At 65.5% G+C, this 21,800-nt stretch carries 21 protein-coding genes, 5 tRNA genes and 2 pseudogenes; 19 read left to right on the forward strand and 9 right to left on the reverse strand.

Translation table 11 applies throughout. From position 1 onward, the window contains the following. Nucleotides 1-90: 90 nt before the first annotated feature. Nucleotides 91-1,815 carry a 3-oxosteroid 1-dehydrogenase gene (kstD, locus tag ACQP2D_RS02965; protein ID WP_433682186.1) on the reverse strand — a complete coding sequence of 575 codons (1,725 nt, stop codon included), beginning with the start codon at nt 1,813-1,815 and terminating at the stop codon, nt 91-93. 105 nt (nt 1,816-1,920) lie between these two features. Between kstD and ACQP2D_RS02970 the strand changes: the two genes are divergently transcribed. The 16 genes and pseudogenes from ACQP2D_RS02970 to ACQP2D_RS03045 all read left to right on the forward strand — a co-directional run bounded on the left by ACQP2D_RS02970 (nt 1,921) and on the right by ACQP2D_RS03045 (nt 12,969). Then, entirely contained in the window at nt 1,921-3,561 is a 1,641-nt protein-coding gene (locus tag ACQP2D_RS02970; RefSeq protein WP_433682187.1) for an FAD-binding protein, read from the forward strand. Nucleotide 3,562: 1 nt separating this feature from the next. Continuing rightward, entirely contained in the window at nt 3,563-4,348 is a 786-nt protein-coding gene (locus ACQP2D_RS02975; protein ID WP_433682188.1) for a 2-keto-4-pentenoate hydratase, read from the forward strand. 10 nt (nt 4,349-4,358) lie between these two features. Then, the gene (locus ACQP2D_RS02980; RefSeq protein ID WP_433682189.1) at nt 4,359-5,273 is read left to right on the forward strand and encodes an acetaldehyde dehydrogenase (acetylating); all 915 of its coding nucleotides are present in this window, start codon (nt 4,359-4,361) and stop codon (nt 5,271-5,273) included. 13 nt (nt 5,274-5,286) lie between these two features. Beyond that, the gene (dmpG, locus tag ACQP2D_RS02985; RefSeq protein ID WP_433682190.1) at nt 5,287-6,321 is read left to right on the forward strand and encodes a 4-hydroxy-2-oxovalerate aldolase; all 1,035 of its coding nucleotides are present in this window, start codon (nt 5,287-5,289) and stop codon (nt 6,319-6,321) included. A gap of 144 nt (nt 6,322-6,465) precedes the next feature. Continuing rightward, a pseudogene (locus tag ACQP2D_RS02990) lies at nt 6,466-6,552 on the forward strand (hypothetical protein); the annotation flags it as partial. 454 nt (nt 6,553-7,006) lie between these two features. After that, entirely contained in the window at nt 7,007-7,897 is an 891-nt protein-coding gene (locus ACQP2D_RS02995; protein ID WP_433682191.1) for a hypothetical protein, read from the forward strand. Next, on the forward strand, nt 7,882-8,946 hold the full coding sequence (locus ACQP2D_RS03000) for a hypothetical protein (RefSeq protein WP_433682192.1): 1,065 nt from the start codon (nt 7,882-7,884) through the stop codon (nt 8,944-8,946). The genes ACQP2D_RS02995 and ACQP2D_RS03000 overlap by 16 nt, the downstream gene beginning before the upstream one ends. Nucleotides 8,947-9,159: 213 nt before the next feature. Next, nucleotides 9,160-9,645: a hypothetical protein gene (locus ACQP2D_RS03005; RefSeq protein ID WP_433682193.1), complete on the forward strand. Its 486-nt coding sequence runs from the start codon at nt 9,160-9,162 to the stop codon at nt 9,643-9,645. Nucleotides 9,646-9,653: 8 nt separating this feature from the next. Beyond that, complete coding sequence (locus tag ACQP2D_RS03010; RefSeq protein ID WP_433682194.1) at nt 9,654-11,375, forward strand: asparagine synthetase B family protein; 1,722 nt, start codon at nt 9,654-9,656, stop codon at nt 11,373-11,375. Nucleotides 11,376-11,411: 36 nt separating this feature from the next. Beyond that, nucleotides 11,412-12,143, forward strand: coding sequence for a hypothetical protein (locus tag ACQP2D_RS03015; protein ID WP_433682195.1), 732 nt, complete (start codon nt 11,412-11,414; stop codon nt 12,141-12,143). Between the two features lie 90 nt (nt 12,144-12,233). Then, nucleotides 12,234-12,356, forward strand: coding sequence for a hypothetical protein (locus ACQP2D_RS03020; protein WP_433682196.1), 123 nt, complete (start codon nt 12,234-12,236; stop codon nt 12,354-12,356). Nucleotides 12,357-12,438: 82 nt separating this feature from the next. After that, nucleotides 12,439-12,514, forward strand: a tRNA-Glu gene (locus ACQP2D_RS03025). A 40-nt stretch (nt 12,515-12,554) separates the two neighbouring features. Continuing rightward, a tRNA-Phe gene (locus ACQP2D_RS03030) sits at nt 12,555-12,627 on the forward strand. A 4-nt stretch (nt 12,628-12,631) separates the two neighbouring features. After that, a tRNA-Asp gene (locus ACQP2D_RS03035) sits at nt 12,632-12,704 on the forward strand. 4 nt (nt 12,705-12,708) lie between these two features. Next, a tRNA-Lys gene (locus tag ACQP2D_RS03040) sits at nt 12,709-12,781 on the forward strand. Nucleotides 12,782-12,878: 97 nt separating this feature from the next. Beyond that, a tRNA-OTHER gene (locus ACQP2D_RS03045) sits at nt 12,879-12,969 on the forward strand. A 29-nt stretch (nt 12,970-12,998) separates the two neighbouring features. Here the strand turns inward: ACQP2D_RS03045 and ACQP2D_RS03050 are convergent. Then, nucleotides 12,999-13,568: a TetR/AcrR family transcriptional regulator gene (locus ACQP2D_RS03050; RefSeq protein WP_433682197.1), complete on the reverse strand. Its 570-nt coding sequence runs from the start codon at nt 13,566-13,568 to the stop codon at nt 12,999-13,001. 126 nt (nt 13,569-13,694) lie between these two features. Between ACQP2D_RS03050 and ACQP2D_RS03055 the strand changes: the two genes are divergently transcribed. Continuing rightward, nucleotides 13,695-15,125, forward strand: coding sequence for an MFS transporter (locus ACQP2D_RS03055; protein ID WP_433682198.1), 1,431 nt, complete (start codon nt 13,695-13,697; stop codon nt 15,123-15,125). Between the two features lie 127 nt (nt 15,126-15,252). Here the strand turns inward: ACQP2D_RS03055 and hsaB are convergent, their stop codons facing one another. The 4 genes from hsaB to hsaA form a co-directional block, all read right to left on the reverse strand. After that, nucleotides 15,253-15,828, reverse strand: a complete 576-nt coding sequence (hsaB, locus tag ACQP2D_RS03060; RefSeq protein WP_433682199.1) for a 3-hydroxy-9,10-secoandrosta-1,3,5(10)-triene-9,17-dione monooxygenase reductase subunit — start codon at nt 15,826-15,828, stop codon at nt 15,253-15,255. Between the two features lie 38 nt (nt 15,829-15,866). Then, on the reverse strand, nt 15,867-16,772 hold the full coding sequence (hsaC, locus tag ACQP2D_RS03065; RefSeq protein ID WP_433682200.1) for an iron-dependent extradiol dioxygenase HsaC: 906 nt from the start codon (nt 16,770-16,772) through the stop codon (nt 15,867-15,869). Continuing rightward, a complete protein-coding gene (gene hsaD / locus ACQP2D_RS03070; protein ID WP_433682201.1) occupies nt 16,772-17,650 on the reverse strand; it encodes a 4,5:9,10-diseco-3-hydroxy-5,9,17-trioxoandrosta-1(10),2-diene-4-oate hydrolase in 879 nt (292 codons plus the stop codon). The genes hsaC and hsaD overlap by 1 nt, the downstream gene beginning before the upstream one ends. Nucleotides 17,651-17,797: 147 nt before the next feature. Next, nucleotides 17,798-18,961 (reverse strand): 3-hydroxy-9,10-secoandrosta-1,3,5(10)-triene-9,17-dione monooxygenase oxygenase subunit, encoded by a 1,164-nt coding sequence (gene hsaA, locus ACQP2D_RS03075; RefSeq protein WP_433682202.1) that lies wholly within the window; start codon nt 18,959-18,961, stop codon nt 17,798-17,800. Between the two features lie 198 nt (nt 18,962-19,159). Here hsaA and ACQP2D_RS03080 point away from each other — a divergent pair, with 198 nt between their 5' ends. Then, entirely contained in the window at nt 19,160-20,350 is a 1,191-nt protein-coding gene (locus ACQP2D_RS03080; RefSeq protein ID WP_433682203.1) for a Rieske 2Fe-2S domain-containing protein, read from the forward strand. Beyond that, the gene (locus tag ACQP2D_RS03085) at nt 20,350-20,679 is read left to right on the forward strand and encodes a hypothetical protein (RefSeq protein WP_433682204.1); all 330 of its coding nucleotides are present in this window, start codon (nt 20,350-20,352) and stop codon (nt 20,677-20,679) included. The genes ACQP2D_RS03080 and ACQP2D_RS03085 overlap by 1 nt, the downstream gene beginning before the upstream one ends. A gap of 1 nt (nt 20,680) precedes the next feature. On the opposite strand, the gene ACQP2D_RS03090 is transcribed toward ACQP2D_RS03085, so the two are convergent. From ACQP2D_RS03090 to ACQP2D_RS03100, 3 genes and pseudogenes are all read right to left on the reverse strand, one after another. Then, entirely contained in the window at nt 20,681-21,091 is a 411-nt protein-coding gene (locus ACQP2D_RS03090; protein ID WP_433685511.1) for a cupin domain-containing protein, read from the reverse strand. Nucleotides 21,092-21,169: 78 nt separating this feature from the next. Further along, nucleotides 21,170-21,529 (reverse strand): annotated as a pseudogene (locus tag ACQP2D_RS03095) (PIN domain-containing protein); the annotation flags it as partial. Continuing rightward, nucleotides 21,526-21,741 (reverse strand): type II toxin-antitoxin system VapB family antitoxin, encoded by a 216-nt coding sequence (locus tag ACQP2D_RS03100; protein WP_433682205.1) that lies wholly within the window; start codon nt 21,739-21,741, stop codon nt 21,526-21,528. The pseudogene ACQP2D_RS03095 and the gene ACQP2D_RS03100, both read right to left, overlap by 4 nt. Nucleotides 21,742-21,800 lie beyond the last annotated feature (59 nt).

Consider the following 21,800-nt stretch of genomic DNA (forward strand, 5'->3'; position numbering starts at 1 on the left):
CACGGGGACGGTTGCCTCGACACGATCCTGCGGCGACCGCGTCCGCGTGGGCAAGGGGGCGTCCGCTCGGTGAGACGCCCCCTCGGTCGCTCACGCCTCGGCGGCTGCCTCGGCCGACAGTTGCTTCTTGCGTTCGGCGATATCCAGTACCGCGATATAGCCGAAGGTGATCGCGGGGCCGATGGTGGCGCCCGGGCCCGCGTAGGTGTGGCCCATCACCGGGGTCGCGCTATTGCCGGAGGCGTACAGACCCTCGATCACGCTGCCGTCCTCGCGCAGCACCCGACCGGCGGTATCGGCGACCAGACCGCCCTTCGTACCCAAGTCACCGGGCACGATCTTGGCCGCGTAGAACGGACCCTGTACGAGCCCCGCGAGGCAGGGGTTGGGCTTCACGGTCGGATCGCCGTAGTAGCGGTCGTAGTGGCTGTTGCCGCGGCCGAAGTCCTCGTCCGCACCGGTCTCGGCGAACTTGTTGAACCGCTCGACGGTCGCGGCCAGATTGTCCGCGGGCACCCCGATCTTGGTCGCCAACTCCTCGAGGCTATCGGCCTTGACAATGAGGTCGTTTTCCATCCAGCGGGACGGAAACCGCTGACCAGGCTGCAATCCGGCGAAGATGTAGCGGTTCCGGTAGCGCTGGTCGAAAACCAGCCACGCGGGGATATTCGCGCCCGGACCTTCACCCTGCCCATATTCGCCGCCGTACATGGTGTGCACAGCCTCGACGTAAGGAGCGGACTCATTTCCGAATCGCTTGCCGTCGGCGTTGACCATGATGGTGCCGGGCAGATTCCGCTCGGCCAGCGCGAACCAGGGCTTACCGCCCTTGAAGATGGTCGGCCCCCACCAGGAATCCTCCATGAAGCCGACCGCGGCGCCCACATCCATGCCCGCATTGATGCCGTCGCCGGTATTGGCGGCCGCGCCGGTGGTCCACTCGGTGGTGATGGGCTGGCGCTGGTACTTGGTGCGCATTTCGGCGTTGTGCTCGAAACCGCCGCTGGCCAGCACCACCCCGTACTTGGCGGTGAACCGCACCGTTTCGCCGTCGTGCTCGGCCTCGACGCCGGTGACCACGCCGTCTTCCACAATGAGCTTGGTCAGCGGAGTGTTCAGCAGCAGCGGCACATTCGCGTCCAGGAGCCCCTTGCGCATGGCGGCGATGATGGCCTGCCCCATGCCGAGGATGTGCTTACCGGTCCACTTGGCGAAGTAGGTGCGGGCGCCGACCCGCATCGCCCGCATGATGCCCTTCGGATGGCGGCGGATCAGATTGAGCCGGACGAAATCGGCCTGCATGACGACGACGTTCAGCGGAGCCTTGGCATACGGCGGCTCCAGATCGAACCGCTCCTCGCCGAGGACCTTCGCGTTGAACGGCGCGGGTTCGCACGAGCGTCCATCGCCGAGGCCGCCCGGAGCCTCCGGGTAGTAGTCGGAGTAGCCGGGCACCCACTTCATCTTCAGCGGAGTGTGGTCGAGGACGAAGTCGAAGGCCTCCGCACCTCGGTCGATATAAGTGTCGATCCGGTCCTTCGGCACCACATCGCCGATGATGCTGTGCAGGTAGGTGCGCGCATCCTCGCGGTCATCGGGACGGCCGGACGCCGCGAGCGCCTTGTTGCCGGGGATCCACACACCACCACCCGAGCGCGCGGTCGACCCGCCGTAGTGCGCGGCCTTCTCAATGATCACCGCACTCAGTCCATGGTGGGCTGCGGCGAGGGCGGCGGTCATCCCGGCAGCACCACTGCCAACCACCACCACATCGTAGCTGTGTGGGTCATTAACCGGATCAGTCATGTAGAACACGTTATAGAATGGGGGCGCATTTGGTCTATGTTGAGTGGCAGAAGACTTGCTCGGCGTTCCATTCGTCGAGAAAACTTGTTTCAGTTTCTGACCGGAGTGATGTACATGGGCCTCGAATGGGACCTGGCCGCCGACGTGGTCGTCGTCGGATTCGGCGCCGCGGGTGCGGCGGCCGCGCTGGAAGCGACGGATGCGGGTGCGCAGGTGCTGGTGCTGGAGCGCTTCGCTGGTGGCGGCGCGTCGGCGCTGTCCGGCGGCATCATCTACGCGGGCGGCGGCACATCGGTGCAGCACGAGGCGGGTGTGCGCGATACACCGGAGCAGATGCTGGCCTATCTCGAGCGTGAGGTCGGCACCGCCGTCAAGCCCGAGACGCTGCGGCGCTTCGTCGCCGAGAGCCCCGCGATGATCGAATGGCTGAAGGGGCACGGGGTGCCGTTCGAGGCGTCGCTGTGTCCGTACAAGACGTCGTATCCCAATGACAGCTACTACCTCTACTACTCGGGCAGTGAGGTCTCCGGTTACGGGCGCGAGGTCGCGACGCCCGCGCAGCGCGGACACCGGGTCAAGGGCAAGGGCACCTCGGGTAAGAAGCTCACCGGTCCGCTGGCCGCCTCCGCGGCGCGGCGCGGGGTTCGGGTGGAAACCCTCACGCAGGCAACGCGATTGATCGTCGATGACAACGGCACGGTGATCGGCGTCGAATGCGAGACTTTGCGCGACGCCCCGGGACCGGTCCGGGACCGCTACACCCGGATCTCGAAGATCGCCGCCAAGCCCGGCATCTACTACCCGCCGCTGCGCAAGGCGCTGGAGCGTCGGCTGGCGAAGCTGGATCGCAGCTACCGCACCACGATTCGGATTCAGGCCCGCCGCGGTGTGGTACTGAGCGCGGGCGGGTTCATCGCGAATCGGGACATGCTGCGGGAATACGGGCCGCGCTACCGCGGCGGACTCGCACTCGGCACGACCGGCGATGACGGTAGCGGGATCCGGATGGCCGAGCAGGTCGGTGCCGCGACGGATCGGATGGGGAATATCTCGGCGTGGCGGTTCATCCTGCCGCCCAGCGCTTTTACCGGTTCGGTACTGGTCGACGCGGACGGCCGCCGGGTCATCGATGAGACCCGCTACGGTGCCGCGGTCGGCCACGCGTTGATCACCGAACACGACGGCAAGGGTTGGCTGCTCGCCGACGACAAGCTCATGCGTACCGCGATCGCGCAGATTCGGACTCAGTCGGCCTGGTTCCAGCGCGGGCAGTTCGAGGCGATGCGGCGGACCGCGGTGCGCGGCGCGACCCTGGACGCCGTCGCGACGAAGGCCGGTATCAATGCCGACGGGCTGCGCGCCACCGTCGCCGAGCACAATGCCGCCATCGAGAACGGTGCGCCCGATCCGGTCGGCAAGCCCGCGGAGTTCACCAAAACGGTTGGGGCCGGGCCGTTCTGGTTGCTGGATGTGGGTATCAGGCCGAGCGTCATCAACCCGTGCCCGATGCTCACCCTCGGCGGCGTGGTCGTCGACGAGAGCACCGGAGCCGTGCAATCGGCTCTCGGAACCGATATTCCCGGCCTGTTCGCGGCCGGGCGGACCGCGGTCGGCATCTGCTCGGACTCCTACGTCAGCGGATTGTCCCTGGCCGACTGCATTTTCTCCGGTCGGCGTGCGGGCAGGTTCGCGGCAGGTGCCGACGCGCTTTCGCGGGCAGCCGTGCCCGAAGCGACAACAGTGGAAGGAAATTAGCGTGCTGTCCGACGCGGTACGAATCGAATTGGCCGATGAACTCGATGTCGCCGAGCGCGACCGGGTCGGCATCGAACCCCTCATCGCCAGGCATCCCGATATCGATGTCGTGGACGCCTATGAGATCCAGCTGATCAATATCCGGCGCAAACTCGACAATGGCGCGAAGGTGGTGGGGCACAAGGTCGGCCTGTCCTCGCTCGCCATGCAGCAGATGATGGGTGTCGATGAACCCGACTACGGTCATCTGCTCGCGGATATGCAGGTATTCGAGGACGTTCCAGTCGAGACCTCGCGCTATTTGATCCCCCGGGTGGAGGTCGAGGTCGGCTTCATCCTGGGCGCGGATCTGCCCGGTGCCGATTGCACCGAGGCCGATGTGCTCGCCGCGACGGTCGCGTACGCGCCGTCCATCGAGCTGATCGATTCGCGGATCAAGGATTGGCAGATCGGGCTGGCCGACACCATTTCCGATAACGCGTCCTCGGCCGGTTTCGTACTCGGTGCGGCGCGGGTCGCGCCGGAAGACATCGATATCAAGGCCATCGACGCCGTGCTCACCCGCAACGGCGAGGTGATCGCCGAGGGCCGCAGCGATGCCGTGCTCGGCGATCCGGTCATCGCGGTGGCCTGGCTGGCCCGCAAGGTGGCCAGCTTCGGGGTGCGGTTGAAGGCGGGCGACATCGTGCTGCCCGGCTCCTGCACCCGCGCCATCGACGCCCGCGCGGGTGATTCGTTCCATGCCGAGTTCGCCGGACTCGGTTCTGTCCGTTTGCAATTCAAATAGGAGGCTGGCCGTGTCCGAAACGGGGACCGTCACCGCCGCGATCGTCGGATCCGGCAATATCAGCACCGATCTGCTGTACAAGCTGCTGCGCTCCACCACGGTGGAACCGAAGTGGATGATCGGAATCGACCCGGAGAGCGAGGGTTTGAAGCGCGCCCGCGGGCTCGGGCTGGAGACCTCGCACGAGGGCGTTGACTGGTTGCTCGCGCAGTCGGAACTGCCGGATCTCGTCTTCGAGGCGACCTCGGCGTATGTGCATCGCGCCGCGGCACCCAAGTATGCCGAGGCCGGGATCCGCGCGGTCGACCTCACGCCCGCCGCCGTCGGGCCCGCGGTCGTGCCGCCGGTGAATCTGGTCGGTGCGAATCTCGATGCGCCCAACGTCAACATGATCACCTGCGGTGGTCAGGCCACCATTCCGATCGTGGCGGCGGTATCGCGCGTGGTGCCGGTGCCCTACGCCGAGATCGTGGCCTCGGTATCGTCGGTCTCCGCCGGACCGGGCACCCGCGCCAATATCGATGAGTTCACCAAGACCACCTCGCGCGGTGTGGAGACCATCGGCGGCGCGCAGCGCGGCAAGGCGATCATCATCCTGAACCCGGCCGAACCGCCGATGATCATGCGCGACACCATCTTCTGCGCGATTCCCGAGGATGCCGATACCGACGCGATCGCCGATTCCATCCATCGGATGGTCGGCGACATCCAGAAGTACGTGCCCGGCTACCGGCTGCTGAACGACCCGCAGTTCGACCCGCCGTCGGTGGTTTCCGGTGGTATGGCGAAGGTTTCGGTCTTCGTCGAGGTCGAGGGCGCCGGTGACTTCCTGCCGCCGTACGCGGGCAACCTCGACATCATGACCGCCGCCGCCACCCAGGTCGGCGAGGTCATGGCACAGCAGATTCTGTCGGCCCGGGTGTAAAGGAGCCTTCGATATGGTCTATTCAGCAGAACTCGACATCCGCGTCACCGATACCTCGCTGCGTGACGGCTCGCACCACAAGCGCCACCAGTTCACCGCCGACGATGTGCGCAATATCGTCACCGCGCTGGACGGTGCCGGGGTGCCGGTCATCGAGGTGACCCACGGCGACGGACTCGGCGGCTCGTCGTTCAACTACGGCTTCTCGCACACTCCCGAGCAGGAGTTGGTCAAGATCGCGGCGGAGACGGCGAAGCAGGCCAAGATCGCGGTGCTCATGCTGCCGGGCGTCGGCGTCAAGGAGGACATCAAGATCTCCCAGGACAACGGTGCGTCGATCTGCCGCATCGCCACGCACTGCACCGAGGCGGATGTGTCGATCCAGCATTTCGGTCTCGCGCGCGAGCTGGGTCTGGAAACTGTCGGCTTCCTGATGATGTCGCATACCCAGCCGCCGGAGGCGCTGGCCAAGCAGGCCCGCATCATGGCCGATGCGGGTTGCCAGTGCGTCTACGTGGTGGACTCCGCGGGTGCGCTTGTGCTCGAACAGGTTTCGGACCGGGTTGCCGCGCTGGTCGCCGAACTCGGCGATGACGCCCAGGTCGGTTTCCACGGGCACGAGAACCTGGACCTGGCTGTTGCCAACTCCGTCTACGCCGTTCGCGCGGGCGCGAAGCAAATCGACGGCAGCGCACGGCGATTCGGCGCTGGTGCGGGAAATACTCCGGTAGAGGCATTCGTCGGCGTCTGCGACAAACTCGGCATCAAGACCGGTATCGACTTCTTCGCGATCGCCGATGCGGCCGAGGATGTGGTCCGTCCGGTCATGCCGCAGGAATGCCTGCTGGACCGCCAGGCACTGATGATGGGCTACGCAGGCGTGTACTCCAGCTTCCTCAAGCACGCCGAACGTCAGGCAGAACGCTACGGCGTCTCCGCCGCCGAGATGCTGGTGCGCGCCGGCAAGCGCAAACTCGTCGGCGGCCAAGAGGACCAGCTCATCGATATCGCCCTCGAACTCCAACGCGAAGCCGCCGTCTCCGCCTGACCCGGACCGCAAGGCCGCGACCGGTCCGCAACTGGTCGCGGCCTTGCATCGGGTGCCGCATATCCAGTGGGCACCGCGCACAGGCTGCAACTTATGCGCGGTGCCCAGTAGATATGCACCAGTCTCTGGAAGCGGGTGAAATGTCTGGTGCGTGCGGGCAAGTGCAAATTGGTTGGCGGCCAAGAGGACCAGTTGATCGATATCGCCTGGAGCTTTGGCGTGAGGCGTCTCCGTCTCCGGCTGGTCCCAGGACGGCAAGGCCGCAGCCAGTCCGCAACGGTCGCGGCCCTTTGCATGCGGCTGTCGCATATCCAGTGAGTACCTCGCACAGGCTTGTAACTTGTGCGCGGTGCCCGCTGGATATGCGCCAGCCTCCGGCGGCGGGTGAATGCTGTTGTGCGCGGGTTCCACGGGGCGGGGCCTTGCACGGGGTGTCACGGTGCCTTGCGCAGGCTGTACTTGTGCGCGGTGCCGACGGGATGTGGGTCGGTTGCTGGCGGGTGGGTGAACATTGGAAATTTGGGGTCGCGGGGGGTGGGGGAATCGGAGATTATGAGGCGTGATCTGTCCGCATTGCAATGCGAATTTGTTGCGCAAGGAGCGCGGGGGGCGGCGCTGTTCGACGTGTAAGCGGGAGTTCGCGCTCGAGCCGAAGGAGAGTCCGTTCGGGCTGCACGATATTCGGATGCGCAAGTTGGCCGAGCGGCTCGGGGACGGGCGGGGGCTGCGGTACACCTTGACGCAGCTCTGGTATGCGGCCGGGCGCAAGAAGGTTCCGGATGTGCTGCAGGTGTTCAAGCGGGTGCGCATCGGGGTTTCGGTGGCCATTGTGGTGGTGGCGTTCTTCCTGATGGTCAGTGGCGCGGTACCGGCGGGGGTGGTGATTCCGCTCGGCGCGCTGGTGCTTGCGCTGGCCATTGTCGGAATGCAGTCCGCGCGGCCCTGGTTCCTGAATGTCGCCTCCGTGCGAATGCCGGTGCCGTACAACGTCTTCCGTCGGGATGTGATCGGCCGGTGGACCTCGATCTATAACGGTCCGCCGCCCGGCTCGGTGGACGAATCACTGGTGAAACCACCAGCCGTGCAGCGTCCTCGATTCGCCGTGCTGTGTCCGGATGTGAGTGTGCTGGCATGCCTTGCCGCGAACGAGGTGTCGCGGACCTGGGATATGGCCCTATCGGATCGCATCGATCGGCTGCCACCGGGTGTGCCGGTGATCGTGCTGCACGATGCCAGCCTGACCGGTGTCGCGCTGGTCGGGCAGGCGCGCGCTGCGCTCGGACCCAGGGTCGTGCCGGTCGGCCTGTGGCCGCGCGCGGTACTGGCCAATGCATCGGCGCTGCGGCTGCGTGAGCCCCGACCGCCCGAGTCCGATACCGCATTCCTGCGCGGGGAACCGCTCTCGGCGGCGGAGATCGAATGGCTCGCCGAAGGGTGGTGGTCGCCGATCGCCGCGATTCCGCCAGCGAAACTGCTCGCCGTGCTGCAACGGGCGGTCGAGCGGGTCGAGGATGCGGGCGATCCGGAGCGGCGGCGGGCCCGCGAGGTAGGTTTCCTCACGTGGCCGACCGGGTGAAACAGCATATGCTCGATCGGCTGCTGCGCATCGCCGCCGAGCGAGCCGCCGCACCGAGCGGTATCCGCTTCACCGAGGGCCAGCTCTATTACGAGGTGTGCCGAATCCTCACACCTGTGCATCGGATCCCACGACGCTTCGCTTTCACGGTCCCCGCACCGCTGAGCTACGCGTCCTTTCGCACCGCGCTCGACCGCCACGGCGAGGTGCCGGGTCTTTTGACGATCGCGCCACCGAAGGCCACCCGAGCCGGACGGCACACACCCGAACCGGACCTGTTCGACTACGGCCTACCACGGCTGCTCGTCTGCGAATCGGACGCAATCGCACAAATGCTGCGCGCCAACGGGTTACCGATGGAATCCGCATGCCCGGTACTCAGCGCAGCCGAACTACCCCTGGATCCCGGTATCGCAGGCATGCTCGCAAGCGTCCGGGGCACCATCTATCTACTGCACGATGCGAGCGCCACCGGACTCACCTTCCCAGCGCGACTGAGGGAACTGACCGAAATCCCCGACGGCGTACGCGTCGTCCCCTTGGGCCTACGGCCACGCCAGGCAGGCACACTGCACCTACCCGATGTCCATGGTCCGGTGCCGAACATTTTTGTGGCGCAGGTTGATTCGATGGAACGTGCACAGTTGCGCCACGGCCCAGCGCTGAACGCCGAGGCGACACAGATGGATCAGTGCCAGCGCGACGAGCTGGACTGCGATCCTGGGTTGGACACGATAGCGGCGCAGGCGGATTTGTCCGGACCTGCACAATTGCACCGTGACCCATCGCCGGGCGCTGCGCAGGTCGATTCGTGGGAACGCGAAGAGTCCCACGGCGACCCTGCACTGAGCGCGATGGTGGCGCAGGTGGATTCGTGGGAACGCGCATGGCTGCGCCGCGGCCGGTACGTCGAGGTCGAAGCGGTGCGCCCGGCCTCGCTGCTGCGCACTGTCCACCGCCTCGTCCGTGAGGTCCGCCCACCCCGACCCACCTTCACCGAGCTACGCCGCGCCCGAAACGCAGGCTTCCTGTCCTGGCCCGCCGCATGAGTTTCCACGCCACCATGGGTCAGCAGGGTGTGCTGCCGGCCGGTCGATCAAGGGGAGAACATGGCTGTGGCGCGGCCGCTGAATCGAGCGGGCCGCCGGTGTGGCGCTGTGCATCGCCCGGTTTGCGGGGTGCGCGTGCCGATAACGCACGTGATCGAACTATGCAGGACAACGGGCTTGTTGGTCTGGCCCGAGACAGGGAAGGGGAGTGCTGTGTCGGAGCATCGGCAGGTCACCTATACCGATGAATTGCTTGCTGACGGGTCTGTGCATCGGCGTTATGCCGATGGGCGTCAGGAGTGGCGGACTCGTGATGCGCGCGGGGTGGTGTCGTGGCGCGATGATCGGGGCGGCTCTGGGACCGATGAGGCGCTCGGTCCGAAGATCGTGAAACGTCTGTATCGCAATGGATCCGTTGTGTACGGGCGGGAGGCGGGTTTCGGGCGGACGCTGTGGGGTGACGGTGTGCTGACGGTGAATCGGTCCTCGTTCGGTGGTCGGCTCGGTGGGATTCTGGCCGCGGTGGCGGGTGGCGCACTGCTCGGTGCGCTGGTCATGCCGCCGATTTCGCTGACGGTGGAGGAAGAGGAGGAGTTGCGTCGACAGGCGGTCGCGCAGTCGTCCGGTTCCAGTGACGAGGGTGGCGATTACGGCGGCTGGGACGATGACGCCGGGGACGACGGCGGCGATTTCGGCTGAGGGGAACAATGTCTCGTTGGTGTGCTTTCCAGACTCCCGATGACCCGGCCGGTCAGGTGCGGGCGGTCGGTGGCGATCCGGTGTCGGTCACCGGTCGTCATGCGCTGGGGTTGCTCGAAGGTCCCGGCGTCGCGGCGGGGCCCTTCACCGTCGGCGAGTTGACGGCGGTCGGTGAGGTCACGCTGTTCAACGCGGCCCGGCTGCGCGCTCGACTCGGCGCGGGCATATCGCCGGACTGCGCCGACGGCGAACTGCTATTGCACTGCTACGCCCGTTTCGGACTCGACGGAATCGCCGACGCCGACGGCATGTTCGCACTGGCCATCGCAGACGGTGCCGATCTCGTGCTGCTCCGCGACCACGTCGGCACCCGCACGCTATTCCATGCGCGCGCAGGCCACGGCTGGGCCGCGTCCACATCGCTACGTGCACTGCACCGATGGCCCGCACTGCGCACCGGACTGCATCTACCCGCGGTCCGGTCCTTCCTCACCTTCGCCTACCTGCCGGGCCGCGAGACGCTGCTGCGCGATATCAACGAGGTCCTGCCCGGCCGCTGTGTTCGCCTGCACGACGACGGCTCGATCACCGAGGAAACCTACTGGGAGCCGATCGAAGTCGAGGATGCGCGCTCGGCCGCCGACCACGTGCTGGAACTGCGTGAACTGCTCGAGGACGCGGTCGCCCGGCGCCTGCCCGCGGGTGAACCGGTCGGGGTGCTGCTCTCCGGCGGTATCGACAGCAGCCTGGTCACCGCCCTTGCCGCCAAGCTGCACGATCAGCGCGTGCGGTCGTATTCCATCAGCTTCGGTGGCACCACACCGAACGAACTCGCCTACTCCGGACTCGTTGCCACGCACTGCAATACCGAACATCGGGTACTCACCGTCCCCGGTACGACGGTCGCATCGCGACTGGCGGAGACGGTATCGCTGCTGGACTGCCCGGTCGGCGATCCGCTCACCGTACCGAATCTGATGCTCGCCGAAGCCGTTGCCGCGGACGGTATGCGAGTGGTGCTCAATGGTGAGGGCGGCGACCCGGTCTTCGGCGGTCCCAAGAACCTGCCGATGCTGATCTTCGAGTTGTCCCGCGACGATCCGGCTGCCGATGCCAGGGCTTCGGCCTATCTGGACAGCTACCGCAAGTGCTACAGCGATCTGCCGGTGCTACTGAGCCGCGATGTGCTGTCCGCACTCACCGACGCACCGCCGCTGACCGAGCTGATCGCTCCGTACCTGCGCCAGGGCCGGATGACCAGCCTGCTCAACCAGTTATTGCATACGAATCTGCGTACCAAGGGCGCACATCACATTCTGACCAAGGTCGAACGGCTCACCGCCGCAAGCGGTTTGGAGGGACGCGCGCCGCTGTTCGACCGCGCCGTGATCGACCACGCCTTCCGCGTGCCCGGCCGGTACAAGCTGGCCGGTACCAGCGAGAAGTGGATTCTCAAACAGGCTGTGCGAGATCTACTTCCGGCCACCATCGTGGACCGCCCGAAGAGTGGTATGCGAGTTCCGGTGCAGCAGTGGCTCTCCGGGCCGCTACGCGAACTCGGCCACGACCTGCTGCTCGGCTCGTCCGCCCGGGCGCGTGGTCTGTTCCGGGAGGACACCATCCGGTCGTGGTTGCGTGGTGACGGTGCGCTGCTGCCGCGGCAGGGCGGCAAGTTGTGGCTGGTGCTGTCGTTGGAGCTGTGGTTGCGGTCCTTCGACGTGGGGCCGTGACCGCATTCGTCCGTTGGAGTAGCACCGAGGAGCCGCATGTCCGATCCCCGAATCAAATACCGCGCAGACGATGAGAACGAGATCCACGACCTCGCCGAATTCCGGGATGCGGGAGGCAATGTCGTCACGCCCGTCGCGCAATTTCCGGCCGAGGTCGCCGCGGTGGTCGTCCAGGCGTTCGCCCAGATAGTCCGCAATGCCAAGGCGAGTCGTGCCGCCACCGCCCCCGACGCGGATGGCATCATCCGATCCCAGACCTTCGAGGAGGGTGATGTCTACATGATCGAAACCCCCTTCGACGGCTTCGTCGCCGACCGCTACATCATGGATTTCTACAATGCCGAAGAACGCGGCATCTGCTCGCGCATGCATTTGCACACCGGCCTGCGCTTCGTCCGGATGATGACCGGCCCCGACACCCACATCCGGGTGAGCAGCCTCTCGCCGTTCCGGGTGACCAACGTTGTCGGCGTTACGCCCTTCGTGCCGAGCGAATTCGAGGACGAACTACCGGATACACCGCCCGGCCTGCACCGCACCAGATACAACCTGATCGTCCCGCCCTGCTCCTTTGTCGATATGCAGATTCCGCGCGGTGTCAGCCACCAGTTCAATGCCATCGGCCCACACGCGGTCATCGATTCGGTGCACCCGGAAGAGTCCATCGAGGTCTTCCGCGAACAGATGTCCGGTTTCAAGATGATGGCCCAAACCGTCTTCCTGGCCGAAGAATTGCCGGATGCCGCCACGTGTACGTCGCACACCTAACCGGCCGCGAGTGCGATCCGATAATTCGGTTGCGATCGCGTGCGGGCCTGCTTACCGTGGATTCAACGAGTTCAGGGAAGGGATCCGGCAATGACCACCAAGGCGAAATCCGAAGGGCGTGAGCGCTTCTTCGATGCTGCCTCGGAAAGTCGTTCCGCGCAGGCGATTTCGTTCTACGACTTTTCCGATAGCAGTGCCTCGGGCGGTCCGTGATACAGCTCTTTCTGTGTCGCAACGGGTCGCACCGGGCAAGAGCCGGGAGCGGCCCTTCTTCCTTTTCCGATTCCTACCGTTCGGCGCAGTTGCTCTGCTGGTATGGGCAACCTGACTTTCATTCAGGCACCACGTCGGTTCGATTCCGATCTGCGTCACCCGCCGCATTCGGCTTCCACTCGCGAGTGGCAGCTGCAAGGTTTCTCAGCTCAGTTGGCAGAGCACTCGGTTGAAGCCCGAGGTGTCGAAGGTTCGAATCCTTCAGAAACCGCGATGGCCTCGTGCTCTGTTGGTCGAGCACTCTGATTGTCGATCAGAACTACGCGGGTTCGATTCCCGTCGAGGTCGCTATGCGCCTGTAGCTCAGTTGGTAGAGCTCCGTCCTTTTAAGTCGGATGTCGTGGGTTCGATCCCTACCGGGCGCACCGGGGAAAGACAACCAGACGCGCGTCTGGGATCGCCTGCTGAGCGAATCGAGGTGTAAGCCTTGGGGATCGTGCCCTCGTCTTTCCGCGGCATCACGGAAAGTCATGCGGACCGGCGTTCGTCACCGTCTTGAAAACGGATGGTCCCATGCGAATGGGATGGGGATCGACACCTCGGCTTTCCGCCACAGCGCGCTCGGTTTCCGCCACAGTGCGCTCAGTCCGACGTGCGCATACCGTCCAGCGTCACGGTGATCATCCGATCGGCGGCTTCGGGCACCGTTTCGCACGCGACCCCGATGCCATGGCCGAATCTGAGCAGATCGCGCGGCTCGATATCGCGACGGATCTCGCCGGTGTCCTGTGCCGCCTGCAGGAGTGCGCCCGCCGCATCGGTGATCAGGGTCCGGCACAACTGGAAGGTCGGCGAGCCCTTGTCCATTCCGGCCTTCAGGGTGGTCGCGAGGCTGCGGTTGTCCATCACCCACTGCACCTGTTCGCGCAGCCACTGCTCGAAAGCCGCAGCAGCCGAGTGAGTTTCGAGCAGGTGATGGGCGCGGGCGCTCAATTGTTCGATGCTGGAGCGGTATACGGCCTCGACCAGCACCTCGCGGCTCGGAAAGTGTCGGTAGAGCGTGCCGATGCCGACGCCGGCTCGGCGCGCGATCTCTTCCAGCGGCGCGTCGGGGCCTTGTTCGGCGAACGCCTCCTGAGCGGTCGTCACGATCCGCTCGTAGTTGCGCCGGGCGTCCGCGCGCATCGGTCGTCCGGTCGACGGTGCTGCCATATTCCCTCCAGTGGAAAACGGAAGGACCCTCCAGATAGAGTTGCGTAACTGGAGGAACCCTCCATATGATAGCTCCATCGGAAACGGAGGCTCCCTCCGTTTGAATCTCATGCGATGGAGCGTTCTTTGTCCACCACCCTCTCCGCGGACACCCGTGCGTCCGCCATCCCCACCGCCGGTCGGCTCAGCTCCGGCATCGTGCTGGTCACCCTGCTGACCTGCCAATTGATGATCATCCTCGACATCACGGTGATGAATGTGGCGCTGCCGCGCATCCGCACCGACCTGCATTTCACCGCGACGAATCTGTCCTGGGTGATGAACGCCTACACCCTCGTCTTCGGCGGTCTGCTGCTACTCGGCGGCCGCGCCGGTGACCTGTTCGGCCGCCGCAACCTGTTCGTCGCCGGTACCGCACTGTTCACACTCGCCTCGCTGGCGGGCGGGCTGGCGCCATCGGCGACCTGGCTGCTCATCGCCCGTGTCGTACAGGGCATCGGCGGTGCCATGGCGGGGCCGAGCACCCTCGCGCTGCTGACCACCACATTCAGCGAACCCAAGGCCAGGATGCGGGTGCTCGCACTGTTCTCCGGCATGTCCAGCGCGGGCTTCGCGATCGGCCTCATCGTCGGCGGCCTGCTGACCGAATGGTTGAGCTGGCGCTCCGCGCTGTTCATCAATGTGCCCTTCGGCCTGGCCGTCGTGGTGCTCGCGCTGCGCTATCTGCCGATTGTCGAGCGGCAGCCCGCGCGCCTCGACCTGCCCGGTGCGGTGACCGCCACCGGCGGCGTCGCCGCACTGGTCTACGGCTTCATCAGCGCCGCGTCACACGGCTGGGGCGATGCGGGGACGGTTATCTGGCTGGCGGTCGGCGCCGCATCGATCGCCGCCTTCCTGACCATCGAGGCGCGAACGGCCCAGCCCCTGCTGCCATTGCGGCTGTTCCTCGACCGCAATCGCGCCGCTGCCTACGCCAATATGTTCCTGGGCCCGATGGCCGGTATGTCGATGTTCTTCTTCCTCACCCAGTACCTGCAGGAAGTGCGCGGATTGTCCGCGCTGGCAACCGGTTTCGCCTTCATGCCGACCGCACTGCTGATGTTCACCATGATCCGGCTGATCCCGCGGTTGCTGCCGCGCTTCGGTCCGAAACCGGTGACCGTGGTCGGGACGATGTCGATGGCGGCCGGTCTGGCCCTGCTGACCCGGCTGACGGTCGACAGCGGCTACTTCCCACTGCTGTTCATCGCCATGATCCTGATGGGATGCGGTATCGGCCTTGCCTTCTCGCCGCTCAATGTGATCATCATGTCGAGCGTGCCCCCGGCCGAAGCCGGTGCCGCGGGCGGCGCACTGCAAACCCTCCAGCAGACCGGCGCCTCCCTCGGCCTCGCCATCCTGGTCACGGTCTTCGGCACCGCCTCCCGCAATGCCGGAGGTTCGGCACAGCACGCCCTGGTCAGCGGCATCACCACCGCCTTCGCCGCAGCGGTGGGCATCGCCGCCCTGACCTTCGCAGTCGCCCTCACCTTCCGCAGCACCCGCCCCACAACCTGACCACCCGAATACGCCTGCGGCCCAACCCGAGCTACTTCGGGTTGGGCCGCAGGTGAATCAGTAGGTTGACTGTGCCGACGAATGACACAGCGCGCGAACACGATTCGATTCGAGCAGTGAGGTATGCCTAGAGCCAGGTGTCCAACGTTGTGGTGGTGAGGAAATGCTCCAGGTCATGGCGCCAGGGGGCGGGGACGGTCTTTTCCGGTTCGATGGCGGTGTATTGGCCGCGGTAGAACAACAGCGGCCTGCCGGAGCTGGTCGACTCCGACAGGGCCAGCACTCGGCCGATCACTATGTAGTGATCGCCGCCGTCGACGACGCTGTCCACCTTGCACTGGATGGTGGCCAGGGCATCGTCCAGGAGCGGGAGCTCCAGTTCCGAGGTGTGCCAGCTGGTTTCGGCGAACTTATCGGGTTCGCGGGAACCGAAGCGGGCGCACAGTTGCTGCTGCTCTTCGGCCAGGACGTTCACGCAGAAGCGTCCGGACTGTTCGATGGCCGCCCAGGACCGGGAGGTCTTGGTGGGGCAGAACAGGACCAGGGGTGGCTCGAGGGACAGGGCGGCGAAGGATTGGCAGGCGAAGCCGATCGGGGCGCTGTCGGCATCGAAGGTGGTGATCACCGTGATGCCGGTGCAGAACTGCCCCAATACATTTCGGAACTGCCGTCCGTCGATCGCCGGGTATTCGTCGATTGTCATGGTCTTCCCGCCGGTCTGGTCGCTCGCCCTGTCACCTATTACTGCTGCCGCTGTCCGACCGTGAAATCGTGACCCCACAGGCTGACCGCGGTGGATTCCCTGGCGATCCAGTCGTCGTCATCGACTTCCAAACCTTCACAGCCGAATTCGACATCGAATCCGCCAGGTGTCTTCATATAGAACGACAGCATCTTGTCGTTGACGTGCCTGCCGAGCGTCGCCGACATCTTCACCTTCTTGCGCAGCGCGCGATCCAGGCAGAGCCCGACATCGTCGGACCCCTCCACCTCGAGCATGAGGTGCACGATGCCGCTCGGGGTCGGCATGGGCAGGAAGGCCAGCGAGTGGTGCCGCGGATTGCAGCCGAAGAAGCGCAACCAGGCCGGTTCACCATCGGCGGGACGTCCGACCATCTGCGGTGGCAGCCGCATCGAGTCACGCAAACGGAAGCCGAGCACATCGCGGTAGAAGGTCAGCGCGGCCGCGTCGTCCTTGGTGCTGAGCACCACGTGGCCGAGTCCCTGTTCGCCCGTGACGAACCGGTGCCCGTACGGGCTGACCACGCGCCGATGTTCCAGTGCCGCACCGTGAAACGCCTCCAGTGTGTTGCCGGAGGGATCCTCGAACGAGATCAGGTCGTAGACCCGGCGATCGGCCTTCTCCTGCGCGGTGCCCTCCTTGAACGGCACCCCGGCCGCGTCCAGCCGGTCCCGGATGTCCTGCAGATCAGCGGCATTGGCGGTCTCCCAGCCGGAGACCTGCAGCCGGTCCTTATCGCCGGGCACGATGACCAGGCGTGCCGGGAAGTCGTCCATGCGCAGGTACAGCGCCGCCGGATCGCCGCCCTTGCCCTCGACCATGCCGAGCACCTTGAGGCCGTATTCGCGCCAGGCGGCCATATCGGTGGCCTCGATGCGCAGATACGCCAGTGATCGAATGCTCATCACTTCTCCTTCGCACCGGCAAGGAAATCCGTTGCCAGCCGGTTGAATTCATCGAACTTTTCCAGCTGGGCCCAGTGTCCGCAAGCACCGAATACGTGCAGCTGCACCCGTGGAATCATCTTCGTCGCGACCAGTGCGCCATCGAGCGGATTCACCCGATCCTCCCGGCCCCAGATCAGCAGCACCGGCTGACGCAGCCGATAGGCCTCGCGCCAGATCATGCCCTGCTCGAAATCGGATCCGGCGAACGACTTTCCCATCGCCCTGGTCGCGGCCAGCGCCTCGGGTGTGCTCGCCGAGGCGAAACGCTCCTCGATCAGCTCATCGGTGATCAGCGACTGATCGAAGACCATGATCCGCAGGAACGCCTCCAGATTTTCCCTGGTCGGCTGGTAGTTGAACTTCGCGAGCTGCGCGACGCCCTCGGTCGGGTCCGGCGCGAACAGGTTGAGGCTCAACCCGCCCGGACCCATCAGCACCAGTTTGCCGGCCCGATCCGGGTAGTCCAGCGCGAACCGCACCGCGGTACCGCCGCCGAGCGAATTGCCCAGCAGGTGCACACGTCCGGTGATATCCAGGGCATCGAGCAGATCCCGCAGCGCCGAGGCGCTGTGCACGAAGTACTGCGGATGATCGGTCGGCTTATCGGAGCGTCCGAAGCCCGGCTGATCCACGGCCAGTACGTGAAAGTCGCGCGCCAGCTCCGGGATATTGCGGGCGAAGTTCGACCACGAGGAGGCACCGGGCCCGCCGCCGTGCAGCAGCACGATCGTCGGGCCATTGCCAACCCCGGCCTCGTGGTAGTGCAGGCGCATCTCGGGCCGCACCTGCGCGTACCGCGAGGTCGAAGCGTAGGTCAGCTCGGCAGTCGCGGTCACAGCCGTACCTCGCTGGCGCTCTCTTCCGGTGGTGCTGTGTCCATGGTGCCCTCGCTGCGCTCGGTCACAGCTGCACCTCGCTGGCGCTCGGTTCCGCTGCGACCGGTGGTGCTGTGTCCATGGTGCCCTCGCTGCGCTCGGTCACGCCTAAACCATGCCGTCGGTAACGGGGAGCCCGAACTCGTGCGTGCCGTACATGACGTAGGCGCGCTCGGGATCGTTGGCCGCGTGCACCCGACCGGCGTGCGCGTCCCGCCAGAAGCGCTGCAGCGGAGTGCCGTTCGCGAGCGCGGTGGCGCCGGAGGCCTCGAAGAGCTTATCGATCGATGCGATCGCCCGGCCGGTCGCGCGCACCTGGTCGCGGCGGGCCCGCACCCGCAGGTCGAACGGAATCTCCTTGCCCGCCACCAGCAGTGCGTATTCATCGGCGACATTGCCCGACAGCTGACGCCAGGCCGCGTCGATATCGCTGGAGGCCTCGGCCACGCGCACCTTGGTGAACGGATCGTCCTTGGCCTTCTCACCCGCGTAGGCCGCGCGCACCCGCTTGCCCTGGTGCTCGACATGGGCGGCGTACGCACCGTAGGCCATGCCGACGATCGGCGCGGAGATGGTGGTGGGATGGATAGTGCCCCAAGGCATCTTGTACACCGGATCGGTGTTCTGTTCCAGGCCGGGGGACTTCAGCTCGCTCATCGCGCGGAAGCTGAGGAACCGATGCGACGGCACGAAAACATCTTCCACCACAACGGTATTGGAGCCGGTGCCACGCAGGCCGACGACGTTCCACACATCATCGATGCGGTAGTCGGTCCGTGGGATCAGGAAGCTGCCGAAGTCCACCGGCTTGCCGTCCTTGATCACCGGACCGCCGAGCACCGCCCAGGTCGCGTGATCCGAGCCCGAGGACCAGGCCCACGCACCCTTCACGAGGTAGCCGCCGTCGACGACGGTGCCCGCGCCCATCGGAGCGTACGACGAGGAAATGCGCACCTCGTCGTCCTCGCCCCAGACATCCTCCTGCGCCTGCTGGGCGAACAGTGCGAGATGCCAGTTGTGCACGCCGACGATGCCGGCCACCCAGCCGGTGGAGCCGCATGCGCTGGCGAGTTTGCGGACGGTGTCGTAGAAGACGACCGGGTCGGCCGCGTGTCCGCCCCACTGCTTGGGCTGGAGCAGCCGGAAGAATCCGGTCTCCTGCAGTGCCTTCATTGATTCGTCGGGGATACGCCGCAGGTCCTCGGCCTCCTGCGCGCGCTCGCGCAGCGTCGGCAACAGTGCTTCGACCCGTTCGGTCACTTCTTGCGTCATCGCGGGACCTGCTCCTGCCTGGTCGGATTGGTAACCGGTACTCATTTGCCTCTGAGACTAGAACAGGTTCTTATTTCTGTCGAGAACGGGTGACCCTCGGGGGCGTTCGCCACCGATTCGCAGGTGGTCGACCGAATCGCTGGCGTGGAACGCGACATTTTTGTAACGTGTTCTAGTACAGAAGGAGGAGGAATCGCGATGGCAGTTACCCCACTGGGGAGCGGTGCGAAGATCCGTGAGCTCGATGTGGGCTCTGCACCCACCCGCTATGCGCGGGGATGGCATTGCCTCGGTTTGGCGAAGACGTTCCGCGACGGCAAGCCACACGCGGTCGAGGTGTTCGGCACCAAGCTCGTCGTCTGGGTCGACAGCAATGACGAACTCCGGGTGCTGGACGCCTACTGCAGGCATATGGGCGGCGACCTGAGCATGGGCGAGGTCAAGAACGGCGATATCGCCTGCCCGTTCCACGACTGGCGCTGGTCGGGGACCAACGGTAAATGCACGGCGATCCCTTACGCGCGGCGCGTGCCGCCGCTGGCGCGGACCCGCAAGTGGACCACGCTCGAGCGCAACGGACAGCTGTTCGTCTGGCACGATGTCGAGGGCAGCCAGCCCCCGCCCGAGGTGACCATTCCGCACATCGTCGGCCCGTACACCGACGCGGATGGCAATCCGAGCGAACAACTCGACAGCGGGTGGACCGAGTGGACCTGGAACTCGCTGTTGATCGAGGGCGCGAATTGCCGCGAGATCATCGACAACGTGGTGGATATGGCCCACTTCTTCTACATCCACTTCGCATTCCCGACGTACTTCAAGAACGTTTTCGAGGGGCATATCGCCACCCAGTTCCTGGAGACCAAGGGGCGTCCCGATATCGGCATGGCCTCCAAGTATGGCGGCGATACGCTGCTGAAGTCGGAGGCGTCGTACTTCGGGCCGTCGTACATGATCAATCCGCTGATCAATATCTACAGCGGATACGAGGTCAAGAGCGTCCTGATCAACTGCCACTACCCGGTCACTCAGGATTCCTTCGTCCTGCAGTGGGGTGTTTCGCTGGAGAAGCCGAAGGGCGTCGACGGCGATATGGCCGACAAGCTCGCGGCGAAGATGACCGAAGGCATCAGCGTCGGCTTCCTGCAGGATGTGGAGATCTGGAAGCACAAGTCCAAGGTCGAAAACCCGCTGCTCTGCGAGGAGGACGGGCCGGTCTATCAGCTGCGTCGCTGGTACGACCAGTTCTATGTCGACCTGGCCGATGTGACCGAGAAGATGACCCAGCGCTTCGAGTTCGAGGTGGATACCACCAAGGCGAATGAGGCATGGGAGGCCGAGGTCGCCGAAAATCTGCGGCGCAAGCGGGAAGCGGAAGCGGGAGTCTGATGGCGGCGACCTGGGCGAAAGCACCCGACTTCGCCGACCAACCGGCGCGGCGGGCCGCGGTGCAGGCCCAGACCGTGGTCGACAAGCAGCGCTATCTGGAGGAGGGGCTGACGCCGCTGCGGTGTCAGTCCTGCCAGAGCGAGGTGCTGGTGCGCAAGAGTTCGTCGCACCAGACCTCAGTGCAATGGACGGAGAATCCGGCCGCGCGCTGCCCGGTCTTCGCCAAGCTCAGTGCGCAGGGCTACGGCCCGGGGCGGCCGGAATCCTGTGCGCAACTGGAGAAGACGATCAAATGGGCCGTCGACGAGGGGCTGCTGGAAATCGACTGATTCAGTCGAGGGTGAAGTCGGCGAAGTCGAATCCCGGCGAAACAATGCAGCTCACCAGGACGTACTCGGCACCAGCCGGCCGCGCGGCCTGACCGACCCCACCCGGCACCACCGCCTGCAATACCTGCCCGCGCTCGACATCGGGCCCGAGGACGATCTCCTCGCCCCCGATGTCGAGCACCAGCGGCCCACCTCGATGCCACAGCCACAGCTCGTCCGAGCGCACGGTATGCAACGCCGACTTTTCGCCCGGCATCAGTAAGAAGTAGATCGCCGTCGCGCTGGCCCGCGGCCCCGGATAGCCCTCCGGTGTGAATTCCACTGCACTGCGCCAGGTTTGCCGATACCACCCACCCTCCGGATGCGGTTCCAGATCGAGTGCGACGGCAAGCGGCGGTCGGTTGTCGGTCATATCCCGACTATGCCCGATCGGCGCGCGTCCGGGGTCCAGCCACTGACGCGGCTGTCCGGTGACCGCTGCGATGCACTCGAAGTCGCGATCTCTGTGCAGCAGGGTCAGTCCGCGTAGTTCCGCTGTGGCTGCGAGAACGAGATCAACCGGGCCTGCGCTGCGATGTTGCGCCCGCTCGGTGAGTTCTCCCTGAACCTCCCAGGCGCGGTTGAAGGCCCGATCATCGATGGGTTCCCAACCGAACACCACTCGCATGTCCTCGATGGTCCGGTCCCGATCGGCGGCAGACCGCACAGAGTAGAAGAACTCCAACTCGACAGTCGGGCAGACGGCGATCAGCCCGGACGCGGCCGCGCGCTGCCAGGCGAAGGCATCCGGATCCCGCTTCATGATCGACACCAGGGCACTGGTGTCGATGAGGAATTGGGCCGCGCTCACCGGCGGTATGTCCGCTTGTCCTCGAGCAGGTCCAGATCGAAGGCGCCGTCGGCGGCGGCGCCTTGCAGACGGATCACCGCAAGAGCTCGGCGCTGGTTCTCCAGCACCTCGCGCAGCGCCGCGTGCACAGTGTCCTTCTTCGTGCTGGTACCCAGTGTCTTCGATACGTCGGCGAGCAGTTGATCATCGAGATCTATCACGGTCCGAGCCATGGCCAAACCCCCTTGATATCCAGCCGCATATCAATGAAATCAGCGGAGATATACGGCGG

The organism is Nocardia sp. CA-119907, from assembly GCF_050955995.1.
GTDB lineage: Bacteria > Actinomycetota > Actinomycetes > Mycobacteriales > Mycobacteriaceae > Nocardia.

Bases quoted from the DNA above. Each gene is read 5' to 3' on its own strand.
- ACQP2D_RS03085 (WP_433682204.1), top strand. From the start codon at position 20,350: ATGGCGGCGACCTGGGCGAAAGCACCCGACTTCGCCGACCAACCGGCG.
- hsaB (WP_433682199.1), bottom strand. From the start codon at position 15,828: ATGACAATCGACGAATACCCGGCGATCGACGGACGGCAGTTCCGAAAT.
- ACQP2D_RS02995 (WP_433682191.1), top strand. From the start codon at position 7,007: ATGCGCAAGTTGGCCGAGCGGCTCGGGGACGGGCGGGGGCTGCGGTAC.
- ACQP2D_RS03080 (WP_433682203.1), top strand. From the start codon at position 19,160: ATGGCAGTTACCCCACTGGGGAGCGGTGCGAAGATCCGTGAGCTCGAT.
- dmpG (WP_433682190.1), top strand. From the start codon at position 5,287: ATGGTCTATTCAGCAGAACTCGACATCCGCGTCACCGATACCTCGCTG.
- hsaC (WP_433682200.1), bottom strand. From the start codon at position 16,772: ATGAGCATTCGATCACTGGCGTATCTGCGCATCGAGGCCACCGATATG.
- ACQP2D_RS03100 (WP_433682205.1), bottom strand. From the start codon at position 21,741: ATGGCTCGGACCGTGATAGATCTCGATGATCAACTGCTCGCCGACGTA.
- ACQP2D_RS03020 (WP_433682196.1), top strand. From the start codon at position 12,234: ATGACCACCAAGGCGAAATCCGAAGGGCGTGAGCGCTTCTTCGATGCT.
- ACQP2D_RS03050 (WP_433682197.1), bottom strand. From the start codon at position 13,568: ATGGCAGCACCGTCGACCGGACGACCGATGCGCGCGGACGCCCGGCGC.
- hsaA (WP_433682202.1), bottom strand. From the start codon at position 18,961: ATGACGCAAGAAGTGACCGAACGGGTCGAAGCACTGTTGCCGACGCTG.
- ACQP2D_RS03090 (WP_433685511.1), bottom strand. From the start codon at position 21,091: ATGACCGACAACCGACCGCCGCTTGCCGTCGCACTCGATCTGGAACCG.
- ACQP2D_RS03010 (WP_433682194.1), top strand. From the start codon at position 9,654: ATGTCTCGTTGGTGTGCTTTCCAGACTCCCGATGACCCGGCCGGTCAG.
- ACQP2D_RS02970 (WP_433682187.1), top strand. From the start codon at position 1,921: ATGGGCCTCGAATGGGACCTGGCCGCCGACGTGGTCGTCGTCGGATTC.
- ACQP2D_RS03015 (WP_433682195.1), top strand. From the start codon at position 11,412: ATGTCCGATCCCCGAATCAAATACCGCGCAGACGATGAGAACGAGATC.